The sequence below is a fragment of the Mesorhizobium sp. M0598 genome, assembly GCF_040320865.1.
In the GTDB taxonomy this organism is placed as follows: Bacteria; Pseudomonadota; Alphaproteobacteria; order Rhizobiales; family Rhizobiaceae; genus Mesorhizobium.
Window position 1 is genome coordinate 1 of record NZ_JAMYQL010000060.1, and the last position, 17650, is coordinate 17650.

The window sequence follows — 17650 nt, forward strand, 5'->3', positions numbered from 1 at the left end:
GGTGCTGACGGTCATCACCGGCAATGGCGACGTGCACCTGAAGAACTGGTCTTTGATTTATCCCGGTAAAGGCGACAAGCCGGTGCTTGCACCAATCTACGACCTACTGTCGACCGTGCCATATCTTCCCGCGGACGCCATGGCGCTTTCGCTTGGAGGAGAGCGCTCGTTCAAGGCGCTAGCAGCACCGCGATGGAAAGCATTTGCGAACCGTGCAATCCGGAGCCGCCAGTCCTGAAGGCAGTGGTCGAGACCGTCGAACTCGTCAACGAGCACTGGTGGCATCTGCCTGAGCGCGACGTTGTCGCGGGGAAAGTGCTCGGGTGGATCGACGAGCATGTGAAGGCGATGACGCCGATACTGAACTCCTGCGCCGAGAAGTGAGCCGAGCCTCTTGGCTTAACGTTGGCGGAATGATCGCCAGCGCCGGTGGCCCAGCCTCACTTGGCAGGCTTCTCCCTTTTTGTTGCGCGTCAGTTTTGTCCGCTGTCCAACGATGTCGGATTTGCGACATAGTCGCAGTAGAACTATGATGTTCTTTATAAAACACGTACATGCAGGTTCCGCTGCGAGCCTTAGGTGCTGAGGGAAACGCTTGTCGCATGCAGATGATGTTTATCCGGTGCTCTGGCTGCGGCGAATTGGACCAACAAAGATAGCGTTAGAAAGTATGGCTCCGGCAAAACTCATCCAACATTGCGGTTAAGCGGCCCGACAGTCATCTCCGACAAGCGACAAAATCAACTGAGCGTTCTCGAGTGCCCGTCAGATATGCGCCGTGTGGACCGACGCGACTGCGGTTCAGAATGAGACCCCCGGCGCGTGTCACGATTGCAGGACCCGACGCTCCGGGACAGCTCAAGAACCTCTTGGCTTGCGCGGCGACATGATTGGCGATACTCCAGCCGAATTGGAGCACCAGAAGCTGGCCCAGCAGCAGCTGCAAATCGGGGTGCAGCACGAGTGCCATCATACGTGCGATTAGTGACAACACCAGCGCGACGGCCCAACGACCGCTTGGGCGGCGTGTAAGAAATTCCGCTCGGCACCACTATCTGAAGATAACCAGGGTGCGCCAAGACAAGACAGGCGAGGTCGAGCCGTCAACGAACGCATTGTAAAAAGCGGCAGATGTGTTGGTCGCGGTTGAGCGCCAGCTCGTGTTCAATGTGCGAACGGCCGGCCCAGATCAATGGCAGGCTGGAGCGATACAGAGGTATGCGTAGACCGACGTCCTTGCTGCGGTCTCCCCGATCAAAATCGCCTCAGACTCGCTGCCTGACATTCCCAACTTCTTTCCGGTCTGCGAGGTATGCGGGTCGCAAGTAACGGAAGCCGACACGTTGTGTCGCCTTTGTCGGGTCCGCGACACAGGCTGGCTTAGCCAATCTTTTGTTGCCTCGGGCTAAGCAGCTGAAAAGAATTCACGAATTTTCTTCTCCGGCCCAGTCAGTCACGTTGGCACGAGTCTTGAAAACCTTGGTGCAAGGCGGCGAGAGCTGCCAACGCATTCATGTCGCGGGCAGCCGCAAATGGAACAGAAGAAGGAAAGCTACATGTCAGGTCTGCGTCAGATCGCGTTCTACGGCAAGGAGGGCATCGGCAAATCGACGACGTCCCAAAATACGCTCGCCGCCCTTGTCGACCTCGGGCGAAGGATCCTCATCGTCGGCTACGACCCCAAAGCCGACTCCACCCGCCTGATCCTGAACGCGAAGGCGCAGGATACGTTCTGCACCTCGCAGAACAAGAAGGTTCGGTGGAAGATCTCGAACTTCAGGACGTGCTCAAGGTCGGCTGCTTCCAAGCATCCTGACTTGTTGTACAGCATGCTGTGAGGACACCTGATGCATTGTCGCGCGAATCGTCGATCAATTGTGAACTCACAAAGGATATCACCATGACTGAGGTTATTCGCTTTACCTGGCAGGCACTTCATGCCCATTTCAAAACCGATGATTTGATGGAGCTGACGAGCTCCCACCGACGGTTTTATCCACATCTCCTGCCGGATCTTCAAACCATGATCGAAGAGCAGATCGCGCCTCTGTCTCCCAAGCTGGTCGGCGTCCACCAGTTCTACGACTCTGAGCCCATGAAGCTATCAGACCTTATCATTCGCCAGGAACATGCCGTCGTTCCGATAACACCCTTGCAATATCAGGACATCGACATCGGCGAAGAGGAGCCTTATGCGTCTCTGCACAACGGCCTGTGGTTGTTCCAGATCGGCGACGAGCCGGTTGCGGTTTTTCTGTCGCAGTTCACCGCCCCATACAATGGCATGACATACGTTCAAGTGGAAATCGCTTTTCTGCCCGGCGAGCAGGCATGCGACTTCTCGCGCGAATTTCTTCGCAAGATCCAGGAGGGCTGCGAGAGCTCACGATATTATCGCAACAAGGTCCTCTCTTTCGAAGAAGATGCAGGAACCTCTGGGATGCAGGGTACGATGCGGGTTCATGGTCTTCCTGCCGTATGCCGGAACGACCTGGTGCTTTCCGAGGCAACTATGGCGCGTCTTGATGCCCACATCTTCGATTTCGATGGACACCGAGAGGAGCTGAAGCGTCTCGGCCAATCGACGCAAAAGGGTATTCTGCTTTACGGACCTCCTGGGACAGGCAAGACGCACGTCATCCGTCATGTTTGTGCCAACCTGCCTGGCCGCACTACCGTTCTGGTCACGGCTGAGCAGACAATTGCGATTGGGTTCTACATCGCGCTGGCGCGTACCTTGCAGCCGAGCATCGTCGTGCTGGAGGACGTCGATCTGGTGGGCCGGTCGCGAGAGGATGTTCATGGTCAAAAGGCCGAACGCCTCCTCAACCGTCTGTTGAACGAGATGGACGGTCTTGAGTCAGGGACAGATATCTTTTTCTTCCTGACGACGAACCGGCCGGAGGACATTGAGGAAGCGCTCGCTTCGCGCCCGGGCCGCGTGGACGAAGCTATTGAAATTCCGCTCCCCGACGCTGGTTGCCGCGAGCGGCTGATAGCGCTCTATGGTGGTGCTCTCACCTTCGAGAGCGGAGCGGTGGCCGATGCCGTCGCACGCTCAGACGGCAGCAGCGCGGTCTATGTCAAGGAGATGGTCCGTCGTCTGGCCCAACGGAGCCTCGCGCGAGATGGCTCTCATTTTGTCTCGCGCGACGATGTGGAGGTGGTCTTCGGCGACTCCGGAGTATTGTCCAGCCGTCTCAACAGGCGCATCGTCGGCCTCACCGACAAGGCGTCAAGAAGAAAAAAGGCCGAAGAAGATGACAGTGACTGCTGCGGCTAAAGTTCTGCGGCCCGAGTGCGCCTTGTGCTGATTTTCGATGACTTCGCTCTAATCAGCGCAAGGCGCCAGTGGGCGCCCCTCGGCCATGCCTGGTCGGCTCGATGCGAGGCCAGGAACGATGAGTGCCCGAATTCACCTGGCGGCTCACCTGCGGAGCGGTCCCGCACCGCTCCGATCCGCCGCAGTCAGTGTTCGTCGTGAACGACGCTTGCGCACTGCCAGCCCTGGATGAACAGCCTCCGATAGCCGAAGCGTCGCCACTAATTGGCGAGGCTGCAGGAGTCGTTCGCGCAGCGTGGTGTGATTTTCATGGAATGAGCACGCGAAAATGCGGGGTCGGGATTCCACGGTCATTGACAGCGTGATATGATTTCGCGGTTGGTAGCGATCAGCCACTGTCCAATTCCGTTCCGGTTCGCACGCATTCCAGATAGGCGCGATAGGCGAAGCTGCGGTCGCGCTTCTTCCCCATGGTGTCCACGAGAATATTGGCTTCGGTCAGCGCCTCGATTGCACGGATCGCGGTCGCTTGCTTACGCCGATCAACTTTATGACCGAGGCAACGCTCACGACCGGATGACGCGGCGATTGCTCGAACAGTCTGACTGCGGAGCCGGAGGCGGATTGGGCTTGGAGCAGTCGCACCCGGTGCGAGGATACGAGATTGAACAGTTCACGCGCCGAAGCGACGGCTTCACCGGAAGTGGTGGCGATCGAGAAAGAAGTCTATCCAGCCCTCCCAGTTCCCTTCCACCGGATTAAAATCGAGGCGCCGGTAGTACTCTTCCCTGTGGCGCTTGAAAAACAGGCTGAGATAGAGGAGCCGCGCCTTTAGTAAGCCCCAGTGCTCCAAGAGCAGGGCGATCAGGAGTCGCCCGATCCGCCCGTTGCGGTCGAGATAGGGATAAATGATCTCGAACTGCACGTGGCGAAAACCTGCCCGCACCAGCTTCGCTAGCGGATCGTCGACGTGGATGTATTTCTCAAATTCGCTGGGAAGCTGGGGAAGCTTATCCGGTGGCGGCGGGACCTAGGTCGCATTGCCTGGCCGACTTCCCCCGATCCAGTTCTGGCTGCGGCGTACGTCTTCTTGTTCGAACAACGCACGACGCGCATCAACCGCTTGTGCGTCTCGTTCAGGAGCGCATGGAAATCGGCAGCCCCTGCTTCGACGCAAGCTGGTCGCGGGCATAGGCGAGCGTGTCGAGGTAGTTCGTGACCGCTTCCATATCGGCGTTGGGTGCCGGCCCCTCTTCGGCCTCGAAAGCCAGAAGGTCCACGAGTGCTGCCTGCGTGCCCTCGATCTGCGACGAGATCACTGCCTCCTTGCGCACGAAGGCATAGATGAACCAATCGAGGTCAAGGCACCATATCGCCAGCGCTCGCCGCCCTTGTCGACCTCGGGTGATTGCCATGACGACCATTGTGTACCGAGATGGGATCATGGCAACGGACAGCCGCGTCTATTCGAGCGACGGCAGCCCGATCGGCTTCAAGAAAAACCTGCACGTCCTGCCCAATGGCGCCCTGGTCGCGTCCTCGTCGAGTGATGTCGGCCAGACCGACGCCGCGAGCCACGGCGGCCAGACCGACGCCTTCGCCAAATGGTGCAGCCAGGTGGTCAACGAAGGCCATCCCCACCCATGACAGCAAGATCGGCGTCAAGGCGCTGCTGGTGTGGACCGACGGCACCGTCCACTACTGGAACCATTGGTCCTGCTTTACCGGGCCGCTCGAGGCGCCATTCTTCGCGATCGGCTCCGGCACGGAGTTTGCACTGGGCCCGCTGCACGCGGGCAGAACGGCCGAGGAAGCGGTCAGGATCGCCAGCGAGTACGATTCCTTAACCGGCGGGCCGATCCACACTGCGAAGCTCTCCCCTATCCCGAACCCGCCCAACACGCCGATTTCGGGTGTCTAGCCGTGAAGAATCTACGCCGTCAACGTCACCCAGCGGCTGACGCTTACCTAATGCGGCCGCAGCCGAGGCGCAAAGACCAAGCATGTGCTAACGTTCAACATGGATCACCCGATTGGAGGCCGGCCAGTTGTCGGGCTCCTGGGAGATCAATAGCGGTCGCAAGTAACGGAATCCGACACATTGTCGTCTTTGTCGGGTCCGCTACACACGGTTTGCTTAGCCAATCTCTTGTTGCCTCGGGCTAAGCAGCTGAAAGTATTCACAAATTTTGCTCCGGCCCAACTCAGCCGAGTTGGCACGGGTCTTGAAGCCCTTGGTGCAAGGCGGCGAGCTGCCTTCATGGCGCGGGCAGCCGCAAATGGAACAGAAGAAGGAAAGCTACATGTCACGTCTGCGTCAGATCGCGTTCTACGGCAAGGGGGGCATCGGCAAAGTCGACGACGTCCCACGCTCGCCGCCCTTGTCGACCTCGGGCAAAGGATCCTCATCGTCGGCTGCGGCCACAAAGCCGACTCCACCCGCCTGATCCTGAACGCGAAGGCGCAGGATACGTCCTGCACCTCGCAGCACAAGAAGGCCCGGTGGAAGATCTCGAACTCCAGGACGTGCTCAAGGCCGGCTACTTCCATGCATCCTGACTTGTTGTACAGCATGCTGTGAGGACACCTGATGCATTGTCGCGCAAATCGTCGCTCCATTATGAGCTCGCAAAGGATATCATCATGACTGCCGTTCGCTTTGCATGGCAGGCACTCCATGCCCATTGGCGCTTTACGAGGATGTCTACTGCCGGCGCGGCGCTGCCGAGAACCACATCAAGTCGTGGAAGACGCATCTCGCCGCCGACCGCACCTCCGGCACAAGAGCGACGGCCAACCAGTTCCGGCTGTTCCTGCATGCCGGCGCCTACTGGCTTATGGGGGGCCTGCGTGCCGCGATGCCGAAACGCTCCAGCTTTGCAGTCGCTCAACTCGACACGCTGCGACTGCGCCTCATCAAGATCGCCGCTCGCATGGTCGACATGAAGACCCAAATCCGCCTGCACCTGCCGACATCCTGCCCGGACCAGCGCATTCTACGCATCGTCCTCAGTCGCATCCCGCAACTCGCGATATAAGCAATGGGGCGCAGACGTCCCGGAACAAACCCGCTGACCTCAACCCGCAAACCCTCGCCTTCCATCACGACGGATCACCGCCGGCGCCTGATGAGGCTTGGGAAAACGCACAGCAAAGGAAACCAGATCGCCGCTTCAGGCCGCCGAAAGCTCTTCGCCGTGCATCAAGCGGGCTAGGTTCCGCGGGCGATCTAATGCTTCCCAGAATCTCTACAATCAACTTTTGTGTCGAGGAGGAAAGTATGTGGTATAAGACGGCGATGGTGGTCGCGCTGGCCACAATCTGCACAGGCTGCATGACGGCGGAAGACCGCCGTGCCGCGGACGAGGACCGCCGTGCCGCGGACGAGGCGCAATGCCGGTCCTACGGCTTCGTCGGGAACGATGCCTTCGCCGAATGTCTGCAGCGCATCGAGCTCGAGCGCCGCGCGGACCTGAGAAGCGCGTGCGCTTTCGATCCTTGGGACCGGCCGGTGATCTATCGTCCGGTCATCATCCGCCCATGGCCCTGTTTTGAAGATTGGTAGATTCATGTCGTTTATGCAGCCTGTCAGGATGTTCCTTACGACGCGACCGGGCACTCGATAGGATCAAAGGCGTGTGCGGCTAGAGCTGGTCCGGCGATGAAGCGGGGGATCTCGGCTTCGTCGCCACAGGTTTTGGCAGCAGCGTCATTCCGACCACCGCAAGGAGCCGGAGAAGCTCGCCTACTATCTGGTCTGGGGCACGGCGTTGGCCGAACTGGCCGGTGCCGCCGCCTGCGCTGGGCGGTCGAGGAATGGCTTCGAGCGCACCAAAGACGATCTCGGCCTCGACCACTACGTCGTGAAATTCGCTGACTGCTTTTGAGGCTACTGTCAGCTAGCTCTGCCAAAAGGGTTGTTGTTGGGACAACAACTGGCGACCTTATGAAACCAGTCACCTTACCAAAACCGTCCGACGTGCCGATCGCAGATGGCAAACGACACCGGATCATCCGCAAAACATTAAAGAACGAGAGAAAGGCAACAATGACACCGTCACCAAAAGATGTCGCGGCCCCGGGCCTCCCGAAACCGTCGACGAAATTTCGGCCTGACTGGCTGCGCCCGATACTTCCTGCGATCGCGCTGGCCCTGGTAACGACCGCTCCGGATCCGGGCGCCACTTACAACGGGGGACGGAAATGTGAGAAATTTCCTAAATCTTTGTTGTGCAATCCGCCAGACGACGGAGCAGACGACGGAGCGGACCGTGGTCAAGGGTGATGGATGAGCTTTTCCGCCCCATGTCCTTTGTCACAGGTTTGTCCTTCGTTGATGGGCAGCACGGGGACGAGATGGGGCTTAAGACGACGGTTGATCCAGCTCTTATCCGCGGGTTGGTAACCGCACTGGTGCCTTCGGCCACACGCGGTCCCTGATATCCAGGTCGGCGAACACCTTTCGGATGAAGGGGAATGGTCGCCGCGAGGCGTTCAGGACCGGGCCGGCGCCGTCGCGATCCTGGATGCTGGCGGGATGCGGATAAGGGACGAGAGCCCGACCGTCGGTGTCGACCAGCGCATGGCGCTTGCGGCCTTTGATCTTCTTGCCGGCGTCATAGCCACGCGGCCCGCCACTCTCGCAGGTCTTCACGGTCTGGCTGTCGATGACGGAGGCCGTGGGTGAAGCCTCTCGGCCGCAACGTTCGCGATCCAGCATCAGGAGCTTGTGGTTGATCTTCTCGAACAGGCATGTGTCACGGAACAAGCAAAACCAGCGAAACACCGTGCTCCTCGGCGGAAAATCCGATGGCAGAAGACGCCACCCGATCCCGCCGCGCATGACGTAGAAGATCGCGTTCACGATCTCGCGCAATGGCCATTTGCGCGGTCGCCCCGTCGGGCGCGCCGTGGGCATGAGTGGCGCGATCAAACTCCACTCTGCGTCCGTCATGTCTGTTTCGTAACGCAGGCTTCCGCGGTTATGCTGGCGGCGAGTAGCTGGCGTCCACATCAGGTCTCTCCAATCAGGCTTCGACAACCCGTTGGAATCACGACCGCGCCAGCTGCTCAACCCCTTCGGCGAGATCAATATTGGAGCACATGTTTGTGTGGATGTAGATTCACACGAATCCACTAACACATTGAATGCGAGGGCGGCTTGCGGCATGACCGAGGTGCGTGAGGATAGCGGCCCCCCGCCGTAGCCTTGCTGATAGTGCCGTGCGGTTGACGGATCGGATTATGCTCGGCGTCTCGCGATCGTCGAGCATAACGCGCGAAGCCCGCGAGCCCGACGATCCAAGGCAAACCGGCATGGCGAAACACTGCCTTCATGAACAAGCCGTCCGAAGCTCCAGTCCATCCAGAATAGCATTGGTCGGGCGAGTGACAAACTGGCGAACAGCCTTCACGTGTGCCGCGCATGAGAGCGCCGGCCAACGAGCGGGCAAAACCCGTCAAAGCTTCTTGAGCAGTGCGCCGCCGATCGAGTATCCCCGCCCTGAAGGTGCAGAGCAGGCCGTAATCGCCCGCCTTCATATCCTCGTGGTTTTCCTTGAAGGCGATGATCGCGCCGGCCGCCGCCGTGTTGCCGAGCCGCTCCAGCACCATTGGCGCCCGGTCATGCCGACATCATGGCCGAAGGAGAGCTTCAGGATCATCGCGTTCATGCGCGCATTGGCCTGATGCAGCCAGAACCGGCGGATGCCATGCGGGGTCAGGCCGTGCTCGGCCAGGAAATCCGTTGAACATTGCCCCCAGCGGTGTTTCAGCCGCCGACCATCGGACCCCAACCACCGCCACCGGCCGGTGGAGGAACGCGCCTGCGGCGCCCAGCGGAGCCACCAGGCAGGTAGGAACCGGATTGTTGGGGATCTTGCGGAACCACCGGAGCTGTTTCACCATGTCGCCGTCGAAACAAGGTCAGCACGAAGGCGCCGAGGCAGCCGCCGAGGGGATGCCGAACGGTGCAAGCCGCCAGAACAGCTTCCAGTCGATATTGCGGTGGTAATGGTGCGCCGTGCCGGATGCGGCCGTGGTGAACACTTCCGCCGCGTGCACCGCGGCCGAAGCCTGCGCCGGCGGAACGCCGAAGGAAAGCAGAACCGTCGAGGAGATCGCGCCGTATGCCATGCCAAGCGCACCGTCGACCGCCTGGGCGAGAAAGCCGACTATGGCGAACAGAATGAATTCAGTCATTGGTGTCCGCCATAAAGTGCGCCGCATGCAGGCCTGTGGATCGGGCAGCCGGCTTGGATCCGCGCCAGAGAAAAGGGCGGCATCGCTGCCGCCCTTTTCCTGTAGTTGGAGGTTGGCTGGATCAGAAATCCATACCGCCCATACCGCCCATGCCGCCGCCGCCCATGCCGCCAGGCATGCCGCCGCCGCCACCCGACTCCTTCTTCGGAGCCTCGGCGATCATGGCTTCGGTGGTGACCAGCAGGCCGGCGACCGAGGCCGCGTCCTGGAGAGCCGTGCGCACGACCTTCATCGGATCGACGATGCCCATGGCGATCATGTCGCCATATTCGCCGGTCTGGGCGTTGAAGCCGAAGGTCGCGCCCTTGTTGTCGAGGATCTTGCCGGCGACGATCGAAGCTTCGGCGCCTGCGTTCGCTGCGATCTGGCGGGCCGGAGCCTGCAGGGCGCGGCGAACGATGGCGATGCCGGCGGTCTGGTCGGCATTGGCGCCGGTGACGGTGATGGCCAGCGAAGCGCGCAGCAGGGCGACGCCGCCGCCGGGAACGATGCCTTCTTCGACGGCCGCGCGGGTCGCGTTGAGGGCGTCATCAACGCGGTCCTTCTTTTCCTTGACTTCCACTTCGGTCGCACCGCCGACGCGGATGACGGCAACGCCGCCCGCCAGCTTGGCGAGACGTTCCTGCAGCTTCTCCTTGTCGTAGTCCGAGGTGGTCTCCTCGATCTGCTGCTTGATCTGGGCGACGCGGCCCTGGATTTCTTCCTTCTTGCCGGCGCCGTCGACGATGGTGGTGTTCTCCTTGGAGATCGACACCTTCTTGGCGCGGCCGAGCATGTTGAGGCCGACATTCTCGAGCTTGATGCCGAGGTCTTCGGAGATGACCTGGCCGCCGGTGAGAATGGCGATGTCTTCCAGCATGGCCTTGCGGCGGTCGCCGAAGCCCGGCGCCTTGACGGCAGCGATCTTCAGGCCGCCACGCAGCTTGTTGACGACCAGCGTCGCCAAGGCCTCACCTTCGACGTCTTCGGAGATGATGACCAGCGGCTTCGAGGTCTGCACGACAGCCTCGAGGATCGGCAGCATGGCCTGCAGGTTGGAGAGCTTCTTCTCGTGGAGGAGGATGTAGGCGTCTTCCAGATCCGCAACCATCTTTTCGGCGTTGGTGACGAAGTAGGGCGAGAGATAGCCGCGGTCGAACTGCATGCCTTCGACGACTTCGAGCTCGGTCTCGGCGGTCTTGGCTTCCTCGACGGTGATGACGCCCTCATTGCCGACCTTCTGCATCGCTTCCGCGATCATCGAGCCGACCGAAACATCGCCATTGCCGGCGATGGTGCCGACCTGGGCAACCTCTTCCGAGGTCTTGATCTTCTTGGCGTTCTTGATCAGCGTCGCGACGACGTCGGCGACGGCGAGGTCGATGCCGCGCTTGAGGTCCATCGGGTTCATGCCGGCGGCAACCGCCTTGTGGCCTTCCTGGACGATCGACTGCGCCAGAACGGTCGCGGTCGTGGTGCCGTCGCCGGCGATGTCGTTGGTCTTCGAAGCAACTTCGCGGACCATCTGCGCGCCCATATTCTCGAACTTGTCCTCCAGCTCGATTTCCTTGGCGACGGTGACGCCGTCCTTGGTGATGCGCGGTGCGCCGAACGACTTGTCGATGACGACGTTGCGGCCCTTGGGGCCGAGCGTGACCTTCACTGCGTCGGCGAGGATGTTGACGCCGCGCAGCATGCGCTCACGAGCGTCGCGGGAAAATTTTACGTCTTTGGGCATTTTTTAGCTCCGAAGGTCTGTGGAAGAGGCGAACTGGATTTCGGCGGTCAGAATGATGCCCATAATGTCGGATTCCTTCATGATCAGAAGGTCTTCGCCATTGAGCTTCACTTCGGTGCCGGACCACTTGCCGAACAGGATGCGGTCGCCAGCCTTCACGTCGAGCGGAACAAGCTTGCCCGCCTCGTCGCGCGCGCCGGAGCCGACGGCGACGATCTCGCCTTCCTGCGGCTTTTCCTTTGCGGTGTCGGGAATGATGATCCCGCCGGCGGTCTTCGCTTCGGAGTCGACGCGGCGAACGACCACGCGGTCATGCAGCGGCCGGAAATTCTTTGCCATTTTTGGATGTCCTTGGTGCGGATGTTGAATGGTGTTCCGTTGCCGGAGCGTGCGAGTGCTATCGTGGCGCTGAGACAGGCGGTCGGCTGCGTCCCCGTCTTCCCCGCCTGTGGGTGCAGGTGGATCGGTGGGCAGCGTCGAGCTGGCTAGTAGCCTTTTTTCATGTTCCAAGCATTACTCCAGTGCCATCTTTGACGGGTCCGGGAGACCCGCAGCGGCAGTATGTTTTGGTGAGGTGATCAGGGGACGTCGTCTTCTCCTTGGTCAGTCACGTGTTTGCGGATGACGGCGAGGCTGGGCTGGACGCCTGGGCCGGCTATTTGCACAACCACGCCAGGAAAGTGGACGAATTGACCAGTAAGGCATTCCGACACGCCCCTTCTTAGGTTTGCTCCTCGGCCACCCCATTGACGTTGGGAGAATCCTTTTGCGGAGCTACACAGATAGTGCCGTGACAAACCTTCTCACCCTTGTAGTTGGCCAGAGCCTGCAGCAACTCCGGTAGAAGGTGCTGTTTCAGGTCGTTCGAGATAGGCTCCGGACCGTCCAGCACCTTAAGTGCCTGCTCGACCAACTCGATCGCGCGATCTTTGTTGCCGCTCTCATGATAGTACTGAGCGACCATCGGATAAGACATGAACTTAGAGCCGTGGCCTTGCGGCAGTGCCACGATGTGTTTAGACAGCTCTTCGCCCATCGCAAAGCGCTCAGCAGACGGAAAGCCCGCATAATCAAAGCACGGCGCGAAGAGTAGGAATAGCCCATAATATATCCAGTGCTCGGACTCTCTGTTGATCGCGTCGCGAACGAATTGGCGCATTTCGGGCAAGCCGGCCTCCATGTCGCGCATTTTGTGAAGCAACAGATGCGCAAGACTCACGCGGAAATATAGGTTGTCCGGCATCAAGGCGACGCCCTCCTCGATTGCCGAGCGCGCCGTCTTCCAATCATTTGTCTCCATCGCCGCCCGATATCTAGCCTTGATCGGCTTCGTCAGCGCTTGTTCGCGCGCTTTGGGTTCGCCTTTCGCGATCCGCTCCCTGTCGGCGGCTTTCGCTTGATCGCTGGCGCGCCAGCTGCCGTTGAGCACCTTCGGCAAAACCTCATCGAGTTCCGTCGGGCCACCAATAAAGGCGATGTGGCCGTCTCGGTCGACCACGAAACTGGTCGGAATCCAGCAAGAAAAGCTGGGCTCCATCCAAAGCTTTTTCATTTCGCCTGTGGAGTCGAACGCCATCCGAAAGTTCAGATTCGAGAACTTTTCGGTCAACCACGCGTCCAGATTGCTGCGGGCCTCATCGGCCGTTGGAGCGTCTTCACTAGCCGCGACTCCGATGATCTCAACGCCGCTGTCCCTGTATTTCTCCTGCAACTGCATCAGATGAGGCATCGCGTCCACACATGGGCCGCACGAAGTTGCCCAAAATTCGACGATGTATACTTTCCCGGGCTCGAAGCTGCTGAGCGGCTCGCCACGCAGCCAGGTTTCCACTTGAATCGAAGGGGCCGGGGACTCCATCTGCAAGACCGGGTGCTGTCCAAAGTTATTTCCAAAGGGTAAGGTTGTCGGCACTCTGGTTTCCTTCCTAGAGAGGCACGGGTTGGGGGGAAGAGGAGCCTCTGGTTGCTCCCTTATTCGTGCAAGGGCCATGCCAGCGAGCTCAGCGCGCACATGCTTTGGAAAAACCTCCCGGTGCCCCAGATGACCGGTTGTAATGCACCTGATATTTTTGCCATTGTTTGTTCTGAACCTGTCATATTGTCTGCCGCTGTCAGGTTTTGGACACGCTTCGCGCCGCCCGAAAAGCGTGGCCCGTCCCCGAAGCGCCAAGGCCATAAGGACGCGCGGCAGGCAGCCTCTGCCCGTCCCGAGGGAATTCGCCTCAGTGACATTGGTGGGTTGGCTCGCCGCTAACAGTTTTGAAGAGGAGGATGAACAAAGCCCCCGGCGAAGTGTGAGCCAGCCTAATCGACCGACACTGCGGGTATGCTCCAAGCTACACAGTGATGTAAAGGGCGCTACGCGCTTGGAGCTACACACATGACGCTGAACATTCGCAATCCGGAGGCCGATACTCTCGCTCGGGAGCTTGCGCGCATTGACGGCACAAGCATCACCCGATGCTGTGATTGTCGCCCTGCGGGAAACCATACGCAACCGGATGAACAAGGAAAGCCCGATAGAAACGGCGCAAAAGACACTGGCTAAGCACGGCCTGTCTTTCAGCCAGGTCGAAAGCCGGTTCCACCGGAGGCCTATCACGAGCTCGACCATGATCTCAACAGGTGGTGACGAATAATGTTCGTCGATGCATGTGCGATCGTCTCGATGATGGCGGCGGAGGACACGGCCGACGCCTATGAAGCGGCGCCGCTCGATGCGGCTCGCCGTTCACATGACACTTGCTGCCTAGGAAGCCATCATCGTGCTTTCACGGCCGGATCAGTTGAATTGCGCCTACAAAGCGGCTGAGGCGGTCGTCGTCGAATGGCTCGCAGCACCAAAGATTCGGCTCTGCGAGCCCGGTTCGCCCCGACACGTCCTGTCCTACGCGGTCGCTGTCGCCGGACAGCACGGCATAGCAAAGCGGCGCCTCAGCAAGTTCGATTGCCCCTACGCCTATTCCAAGGCGATGCACTCGCCGCGGCTCACGCTGGACCACCTTTTGCTTCAGACAGACGTGGCGACCTTGCCAAAGGATCAGATGAATGACCGTCTTCGAAAAATCGACTGAACTGCCGGAATTGACCGGGGTCGTTGCCGCCGAGCAGGTAGCCGATCAGCCGTCCCTGTGGTCGACGGGAAGCACGTTTTGCATGTCAGCGGCCATTTGCAGCGCCTGAGAGCTCGTTGCGGGGCTGATTTCCAAATCCAGAGGATAAGGATAATCGATCGGTTGGAGGCGTCGTTTCGGTAGATCGGCCATTGACTCTGCCCACCGCTGGCTCATATATAACCCATTGGGTTATAGGAAGTGCATGCAGACCGTCGCCGAGACACCATTGTTCATCAGGCAGGCGGCGGAGCTGTTTAGCGACGATGAGCGGAAGGAACTGATCGACTTTCTCGCTGCCAATCCGCAGGTGGGTGATGAGATTCCAGGTACCGGTGGCGTTCGAAAGATGCGGTTCGGCGCCAAAGGCAAGGGTAAGCGCGGTGGCGCAAGGGTCATCTACTACTGGTACAGCGATGACGCACCGATCTACGCGCTGTTGGCGTACGGCAAGAATGAAAAGGTCGATCTGAAGCCGGACGAGGCAAAAGCGGTTGCAGCCTTCGCCAAGGCGATTAAGGCAGCGAACAGGAGCAGGACATGAGCGAGATGACAAAATTCGGCGCTGATCTGATCCAGTCTATGTCGGAAGCTCTGGCGCACGCGCAGGGTAAGGACGTTCCCGGTATCAAGGTGCACAGCGTCGATGTTGGCGCGGTCGACGCCAAAGCCATCCGCAAGAAGCTCGACCTGACACAGGATGAGATGGCGACCGTGCTGGGAACCAGTCCATCCGGCTACAAGAAGTGGGAGCAGGGCAAGCGGCAGCCAAGCGGCGCGGCCCGTACACTGCTTCGCGTCATGGACCGGGAGCCTGAGGCGGTGCTGCGTGCTCTAACGCCCAATGATACGGAGGCCAACCTCAACAACAAAACTCCTGCAGCCGCGCACTGAGCAGGGGAGGGGAGGGCCGCTTTCAGAGCCCCGACGCCTTGGTGAGATTGACCCGGAACCACCGCCTACGCGCGATGGCCGAGTGGAAGGCTATCGCGGCTCAAAATTGCTTGATTATCTTGCCCTGTTCTCCGCTCGCCCGCTCGCCAACAATCCGGAGGCCGATACTCTCGTTCGGGAGCTTGCGCGCATTGACGGCACAAGCATCACCGATGCTGTGATTGTCGCCCTGCGGGAAACCATCCGCAACCGGATGAACAAAGGAAAGCCCGAGAGAAACGGCGAAAAAGATTCTGGTTAAGCACGGCCTGTCTTTTCAGCCAGGTCGAAAGCCGGTTCAACCGGAGGCCTATCACGAGCTCGACCATGATCTCACAGGTGGTGACGAATAATGTTCGTCGATGCATGTTCGATTGCTTCCACTACGCCTATGCCAAGGCGATGCGCTCGCCGCTGCTCACGCTGGACGAGCTTTTGCTTCAGACAGACGTGGCAACCTTGCCGAAAGGATCAGATGAATGGCCGCCTTTGAAAAATTGACTGAACTGCCGGAGTTGACCGGGGCCGTTGCCGAGCAGGTAAGCGAGCACATGGCCTTGATCGCGCGCGGCGAGGAGCTCGACCTTCCATGGCGTAGACTTCGCGTCCTTATCGACTAGGAGCTTGTGGAAATAGTAACACCGGCGCTCTTGGGCGGTTCTCTTCGGGGGAGTCGGACAAGCCTTGGCTGGTCAGAGAAAGGAACGCAGTTTATGCGCGGTTGAGTGGAGCCGAAGGCCAGAAAGGGGGCCTGGGAGTGAGCCTAGGCCCCTTCGCGGCGGGTTGGCATCGGCTGACAGCTTCATCATGACGTCACCTCGGAGGACGAGAAGCGATTGTTGACGCACGGGTACGAGCTGCCTCGGTCGTTCGCTCGATCGAAAGGACTGTGTGTGGAGGAAGCTCTCCATCGTGGAAGGCGAGAGGCTGCTGGGCTGCTTCCTTGTCCGCTGCCGTGAGCCACTATAGATTTGTGTGATCGGTCAGTATTTCCAGAGCATGACCTAGCAGTCGCTTCCGCATGCTCCACAATCAACTTTGGGGCGGCAGCGGAACCGGGCCGGGTGAAGACCGCAGCTTGACCCCACTTGTTCACAGACGGGAGAGACAACGAACCCTAACAGGAGAGGTGCCACAATCTCGTCCTCGCCCTGGTTGACGACGAGTGCTCAGGGATGGCTTCCCTAAGCCCGATGATGATCGGCATTCGCGATGACCCCTCGTGAATGCGCGTTTTGTGATGGCAAGGGATTAGAGCTCGACTGGCCGACTTGCCGGGGCCAGTATTCGGTCCGTGTCCACAGATTAAGAACGAAGCGGTATTCGCATGGCTGTCAACGCGGACATTGAGAGCATTCGCCCGCCTGATTTATCGGCGCAGACGCCTAGAACGATCGAAGCTGTCCGCCGGGAAGTCCGCAGCCTCAACCATCATTTCGATCAAGACCGTCCGTAGCCGTGGCATACTACCCATCCGGCGAGGCTCTCGCATCAAGACCAGCCAGCGCCCTGGTTTCTCCCGGATCATCAGCGATTTAAATCAAATCCGTCTGTGGATACTAACGATTGCGCCTCCCTCACCTCCTAGACGGCTAATGCGGGCGGTAACTGAGAGGGTCATATGACAAGCGATTTTTCCGCCGCGCGGGTGCATTTAGATCGAGCGTATCACTACCTGCGGGGCGATGACCCGATAAGTCGGAGGGGGCGCGAAGCCTTGGACCTGCTACTTGAGGCGGTTACCGTCGAAGAGTTTAAGCAGCCACGCCAAAACGCGGAGATGCTAATGTTTCCGATTGGGCGCCGCTTCAGAGTCGGCCACCATGAACATGGTGCGCAGACACCCTCAGAATACCGCCCGTCCCGGCATGAGCCAAAGTCGGGCAATCGAATGGGAGTCCGAAGCGTGTCGCTCACAACGATCCGTACTTAGCCGCCCTGGCTGAAGCTTCAATGCAATCCGACGTCGAGTTGCTCACGCCCGACGCCGGGTTCTTGTGATCGAGGCCGGCTGCGGCGGAGCCGTTTCGCCAGCCATTCGCTTGGTTTCCCGTCCCAGAACGGCGTTGAACGGGCCGAGATCACGGTCGCGTGAGCAGCTTTCGCGGCTACGAGACGCTCGCCTGGTACGACGGAACGGCCGAACGGGTAGGGGGCCGCGACGCATTGGGCGTCCCACTCGCCGACGGGGCGAAAAGCACCATGAAGGCAATGTGCGGCCAGGCAATGATTTCGATCTTTTAGCGGCGCTGGGCGCCGATCTGCCGGGAGCCGTACGGGCGTTGCCAAGTGACGGCGCGATAGCGGTTTCGCAGGATGCTTCAAAGGATAAGCCCAAGGCAC

Annotated in this window: 18 protein-coding genes and 8 pseudogenes; 18 read left to right on the forward strand and 8 right to left on the reverse strand. The window is 59.8% G+C overall.

The window, feature by feature from the left end; genetic code table 11:
- The 3 genes and pseudogenes from NKI59_RS33425 to NKI59_RS33435 form a co-directional block, all read left to right on the forward strand.
- Positions 1-384, forward strand: a pseudogene (locus NKI59_RS33425) (HipA domain-containing protein); the annotation flags it as partial.
- 1172 nt (positions 385-1556) lie between these two features.
- Positions 1557-1798 (forward strand): annotated as a pseudogene (locus NKI59_RS33430) (AAA family ATPase); the annotation flags it as partial.
- 102 nt (positions 1799-1900) lie between these two features.
- Positions 1901-3283, forward strand: coding sequence for an AAA family ATPase (locus NKI59_RS33435; protein WP_352485047.1), 1383 nt, complete (start codon positions 1901-1903; stop codon positions 3281-3283).
- A 694-nt stretch (positions 3284-3977) separates the two neighbouring features.
- Here the strand turns inward: NKI59_RS33435 and NKI59_RS33440 are convergent.
- Together NKI59_RS33440 and NKI59_RS33445 are read right to left on the reverse strand one after the other, a co-directional pair.
- Entirely contained in the window at positions 3978-4259 is a 282-nt protein-coding gene (locus NKI59_RS33440; RefSeq protein ID WP_352485048.1) for a Fic family protein, read from the reverse strand.
- A 160-nt stretch (positions 4260-4419) separates the two neighbouring features.
- A complete protein-coding gene (locus NKI59_RS33445; RefSeq protein ID WP_245278789.1) occupies positions 4420-4698 on the reverse strand; it encodes a Fic/DOC family N-terminal domain-containing protein in 279 nt (92 codons plus the stop codon).
- Between NKI59_RS33445 and NKI59_RS33450 the strand changes: the two genes are divergently transcribed.
- The 5 genes and pseudogenes from NKI59_RS33450 to NKI59_RS33470 all read left to right on the forward strand — a co-directional run bounded on the left by NKI59_RS33450 (position 4697) and on the right by NKI59_RS33470 (position 6848).
- The gene (locus tag NKI59_RS33450; RefSeq protein ID WP_352708768.1) at positions 4697-4930 is read left to right on the forward strand and encodes a hypothetical protein; all 234 of its coding nucleotides are present in this window, start codon (positions 4697-4699) and stop codon (positions 4928-4930) included. The two genes, NKI59_RS33445 and NKI59_RS33450, sit on opposite strands and share 2 nt — an antisense overlap.
- 28 nt (positions 4931-4958) lie before the next feature.
- Positions 4959-5204, forward strand: a complete 246-nt coding sequence (locus tag NKI59_RS33455) for a hypothetical protein (RefSeq protein ID WP_023723018.1) — start codon at positions 4959-4961, stop codon at positions 5202-5204.
- Between the two features lie 382 nt (positions 5205-5586).
- A pseudogene (gene nifH / locus NKI59_RS33460) lies at positions 5587-5827 on the forward strand (nitrogenase reductase); the annotation flags it as partial.
- A 143-nt stretch (positions 5828-5970) separates the two neighbouring features.
- A pseudogene (locus tag NKI59_RS33465) lies at positions 5971-6321 on the forward strand (transposase); the annotation flags it as partial.
- Between the two features lie 242 nt (positions 6322-6563).
- Positions 6564-6848, forward strand: coding sequence for a hypothetical protein (locus tag NKI59_RS33470; RefSeq protein WP_023723021.1), 285 nt, complete (start codon positions 6564-6566; stop codon positions 6846-6848).
- Between the two features lie 844 nt (positions 6849-7692).
- Here NKI59_RS33470 and NKI59_RS33475 read toward each other — a convergent pair.
- From NKI59_RS33475 to NKI59_RS33500, 6 genes and pseudogenes are all read right to left on the reverse strand, one after another.
- Positions 7693-8297, reverse strand: a pseudogene (locus tag NKI59_RS33475) (IS5 family transposase); the annotation flags it as partial.
- A gap of 445 nt (positions 8298-8742) precedes the next feature.
- A pseudogene (locus NKI59_RS33480) lies at positions 8743-9027 on the reverse strand (3-oxoacyl-[acyl-carrier-protein] synthase III C-terminal domain-containing protein); the annotation flags it as partial.
- Between the two features lie 38 nt (positions 9028-9065).
- Positions 9066-9484, reverse strand: a pseudogene (locus NKI59_RS33485) (sulfite exporter TauE/SafE family protein); the annotation flags it as partial.
- 121 nt (positions 9485-9605) lie between these two features.
- On the reverse strand, positions 9606-11261 hold the full coding sequence (groL, locus tag NKI59_RS33490; RefSeq protein WP_352485015.1) for a chaperonin GroEL: 1656 nt from the start codon (positions 11259-11261) through the stop codon (positions 9606-9608).
- A gap of 3 nt (positions 11262-11264) precedes the next feature.
- A complete protein-coding gene (groES, locus tag NKI59_RS33495; protein WP_352485014.1) occupies positions 11265-11600 on the reverse strand; it encodes a co-chaperone GroES in 336 nt (111 codons plus the stop codon).
- 382 nt (positions 11601-11982) lie between these two features.
- Positions 11983-13119, reverse strand: a complete 1137-nt coding sequence (locus NKI59_RS33500; RefSeq protein ID WP_352708773.1) for a redoxin family protein — start codon at positions 13117-13119, stop codon at positions 11983-11985.
- A gap of 522 nt (positions 13120-13641) precedes the next feature.
- On the opposite strand from NKI59_RS33500, the gene NKI59_RS33505 reads away from it, so the two are divergent.
- The 10 genes and pseudogenes from NKI59_RS33505 to NKI59_RS33555 all read left to right on the forward strand — a co-directional run.
- Positions 13642-13809 carry a type II toxin-antitoxin system VapB family antitoxin gene (locus NKI59_RS33505; protein WP_352485012.1) on the forward strand — a complete coding sequence of 56 codons (168 nt, stop codon included), beginning with the start codon at positions 13642-13644 and terminating at the stop codon, positions 13807-13809.
- A 90-nt stretch (positions 13810-13899) separates the two neighbouring features.
- Entirely contained in the window at positions 13900-14073 is a 174-nt protein-coding gene (locus NKI59_RS33510) for a hypothetical protein (protein WP_245278771.1), read from the forward strand.
- Between the two features lie 236 nt (positions 14074-14309).
- Positions 14310-14444, forward strand: a complete 135-nt coding sequence (locus tag NKI59_RS33515) for a hypothetical protein (protein WP_023722620.1) — start codon at positions 14310-14312, stop codon at positions 14442-14444.
- A 135-nt stretch (positions 14445-14579) separates the two neighbouring features.
- Positions 14580-14918 (forward strand): type II toxin-antitoxin system RelE/ParE family toxin, encoded by a 339-nt coding sequence (locus NKI59_RS33520; RefSeq protein ID WP_352485010.1) that lies wholly within the window; start codon positions 14580-14582, stop codon positions 14916-14918.
- Positions 14915-15268, forward strand: a complete 354-nt coding sequence (locus NKI59_RS33525; RefSeq protein ID WP_023722622.1) for a helix-turn-helix domain-containing protein — start codon at positions 14915-14917, stop codon at positions 15266-15268. Before NKI59_RS33520 ends, NKI59_RS33525 begins: the two co-directional genes overlap by 4 nt.
- A gap of 82 nt (positions 15269-15350) precedes the next feature.
- Entirely contained in the window at positions 15351-15569 is a 219-nt protein-coding gene (locus tag NKI59_RS33530) for a type II toxin-antitoxin system VapB family antitoxin (protein ID WP_352485009.1), read from the forward strand.
- A gap of 65 nt (positions 15570-15634) precedes the next feature.
- Positions 15635-15808, forward strand: coding sequence for a hypothetical protein (locus tag NKI59_RS33535; RefSeq protein ID WP_352485008.1), 174 nt, complete (start codon positions 15635-15637; stop codon positions 15806-15808).
- Entirely contained in the window at positions 15787-15927 is a 141-nt protein-coding gene (locus NKI59_RS33540; RefSeq protein ID WP_023722625.1) for a hypothetical protein, read from the forward strand. Before NKI59_RS33535 ends, NKI59_RS33540 begins: the two co-directional genes overlap by 22 nt.
- 1471 nt (positions 15928-17398) lie before the next feature.
- Positions 17399-17551, forward strand: a complete 153-nt coding sequence (locus tag NKI59_RS33550; protein WP_023722629.1) for a hypothetical protein — start codon at positions 17399-17401, stop codon at positions 17549-17551.
- Positions 17488-17650 (forward strand): annotated as a pseudogene (locus tag NKI59_RS33555) (type II toxin-antitoxin system HipA family toxin); the annotation flags it as partial. The gene NKI59_RS33550 and the pseudogene NKI59_RS33555, both read left to right, overlap by 64 nt.

Bases quoted from the DNA above. Each gene is read 5' to 3' on its own strand.
- NKI59_RS33535 (WP_352485008.1), top strand. From the start codon at position 15,635: ATGATCTCACAGGTGGTGACGAATAATGTTCGTCGATGCATGTTCGAT.
- NKI59_RS33540 (WP_023722625.1), top strand. From the start codon at position 15,787: ATGGCCGCCTTTGAAAAATTGACTGAACTGCCGGAGTTGACCGGGGCC.
- NKI59_RS33450 (WP_352708768.1), top strand. From the start codon at position 4,697: ATGACGACCATTGTGTACCGAGATGGGATCATGGCAACGGACAGCCGC.
- NKI59_RS33510 (WP_245278771.1), top strand. From the start codon at position 13,900: ATGTTCGTCGATGCATGTGCGATCGTCTCGATGATGGCGGCGGAGGAC.
- NKI59_RS33435 (WP_352485047.1), top strand. From the start codon at position 1,901: ATGACTGAGGTTATTCGCTTTACCTGGCAGGCACTTCATGCCCATTTC.
- NKI59_RS33445 (WP_245278789.1), bottom strand. From the start codon at position 4,698: ATGGCAATCACCCGAGGTCGACAAGGGCGGCGAGCGCTGGCGATATGG.
- groES (WP_352485014.1), bottom strand. From the start codon at position 11,600: ATGGCAAAGAATTTCCGGCCGCTGCATGACCGCGTGGTCGTTCGCCGC.
- NKI59_RS33515 (WP_023722620.1), top strand. From the start codon at position 14,310: ATGACCGTCTTCGAAAAATCGACTGAACTGCCGGAATTGACCGGGGTC.
- NKI59_RS33500 (WP_352708773.1), bottom strand. From the start codon at position 13,119: ATGGAGTCCCCGGCCCCTTCGATTCAAGTGGAAACCTGGCTGCGTGGC.
- NKI59_RS33505 (WP_352485012.1), top strand. From the start codon at position 13,642: ATGACGCTGAACATTCGCAATCCGGAGGCCGATACTCTCGCTCGGGAG.
- groL (WP_352485015.1), bottom strand. From the start codon at position 11,261: ATGCCCAAAGACGTAAAATTTTCCCGCGACGCTCGTGAGCGCATGCTG.
- NKI59_RS33470 (WP_023723021.1), top strand. From the start codon at position 6,564: ATGTGGTATAAGACGGCGATGGTGGTCGCGCTGGCCACAATCTGCACA.
- NKI59_RS33525 (WP_023722622.1), top strand. From the start codon at position 14,915: ATGAGCGAGATGACAAAATTCGGCGCTGATCTGATCCAGTCTATGTCG.
- NKI59_RS33520 (WP_352485010.1), top strand. From the start codon at position 14,580: ATGCAGACCGTCGCCGAGACACCATTGTTCATCAGGCAGGCGGCGGAG.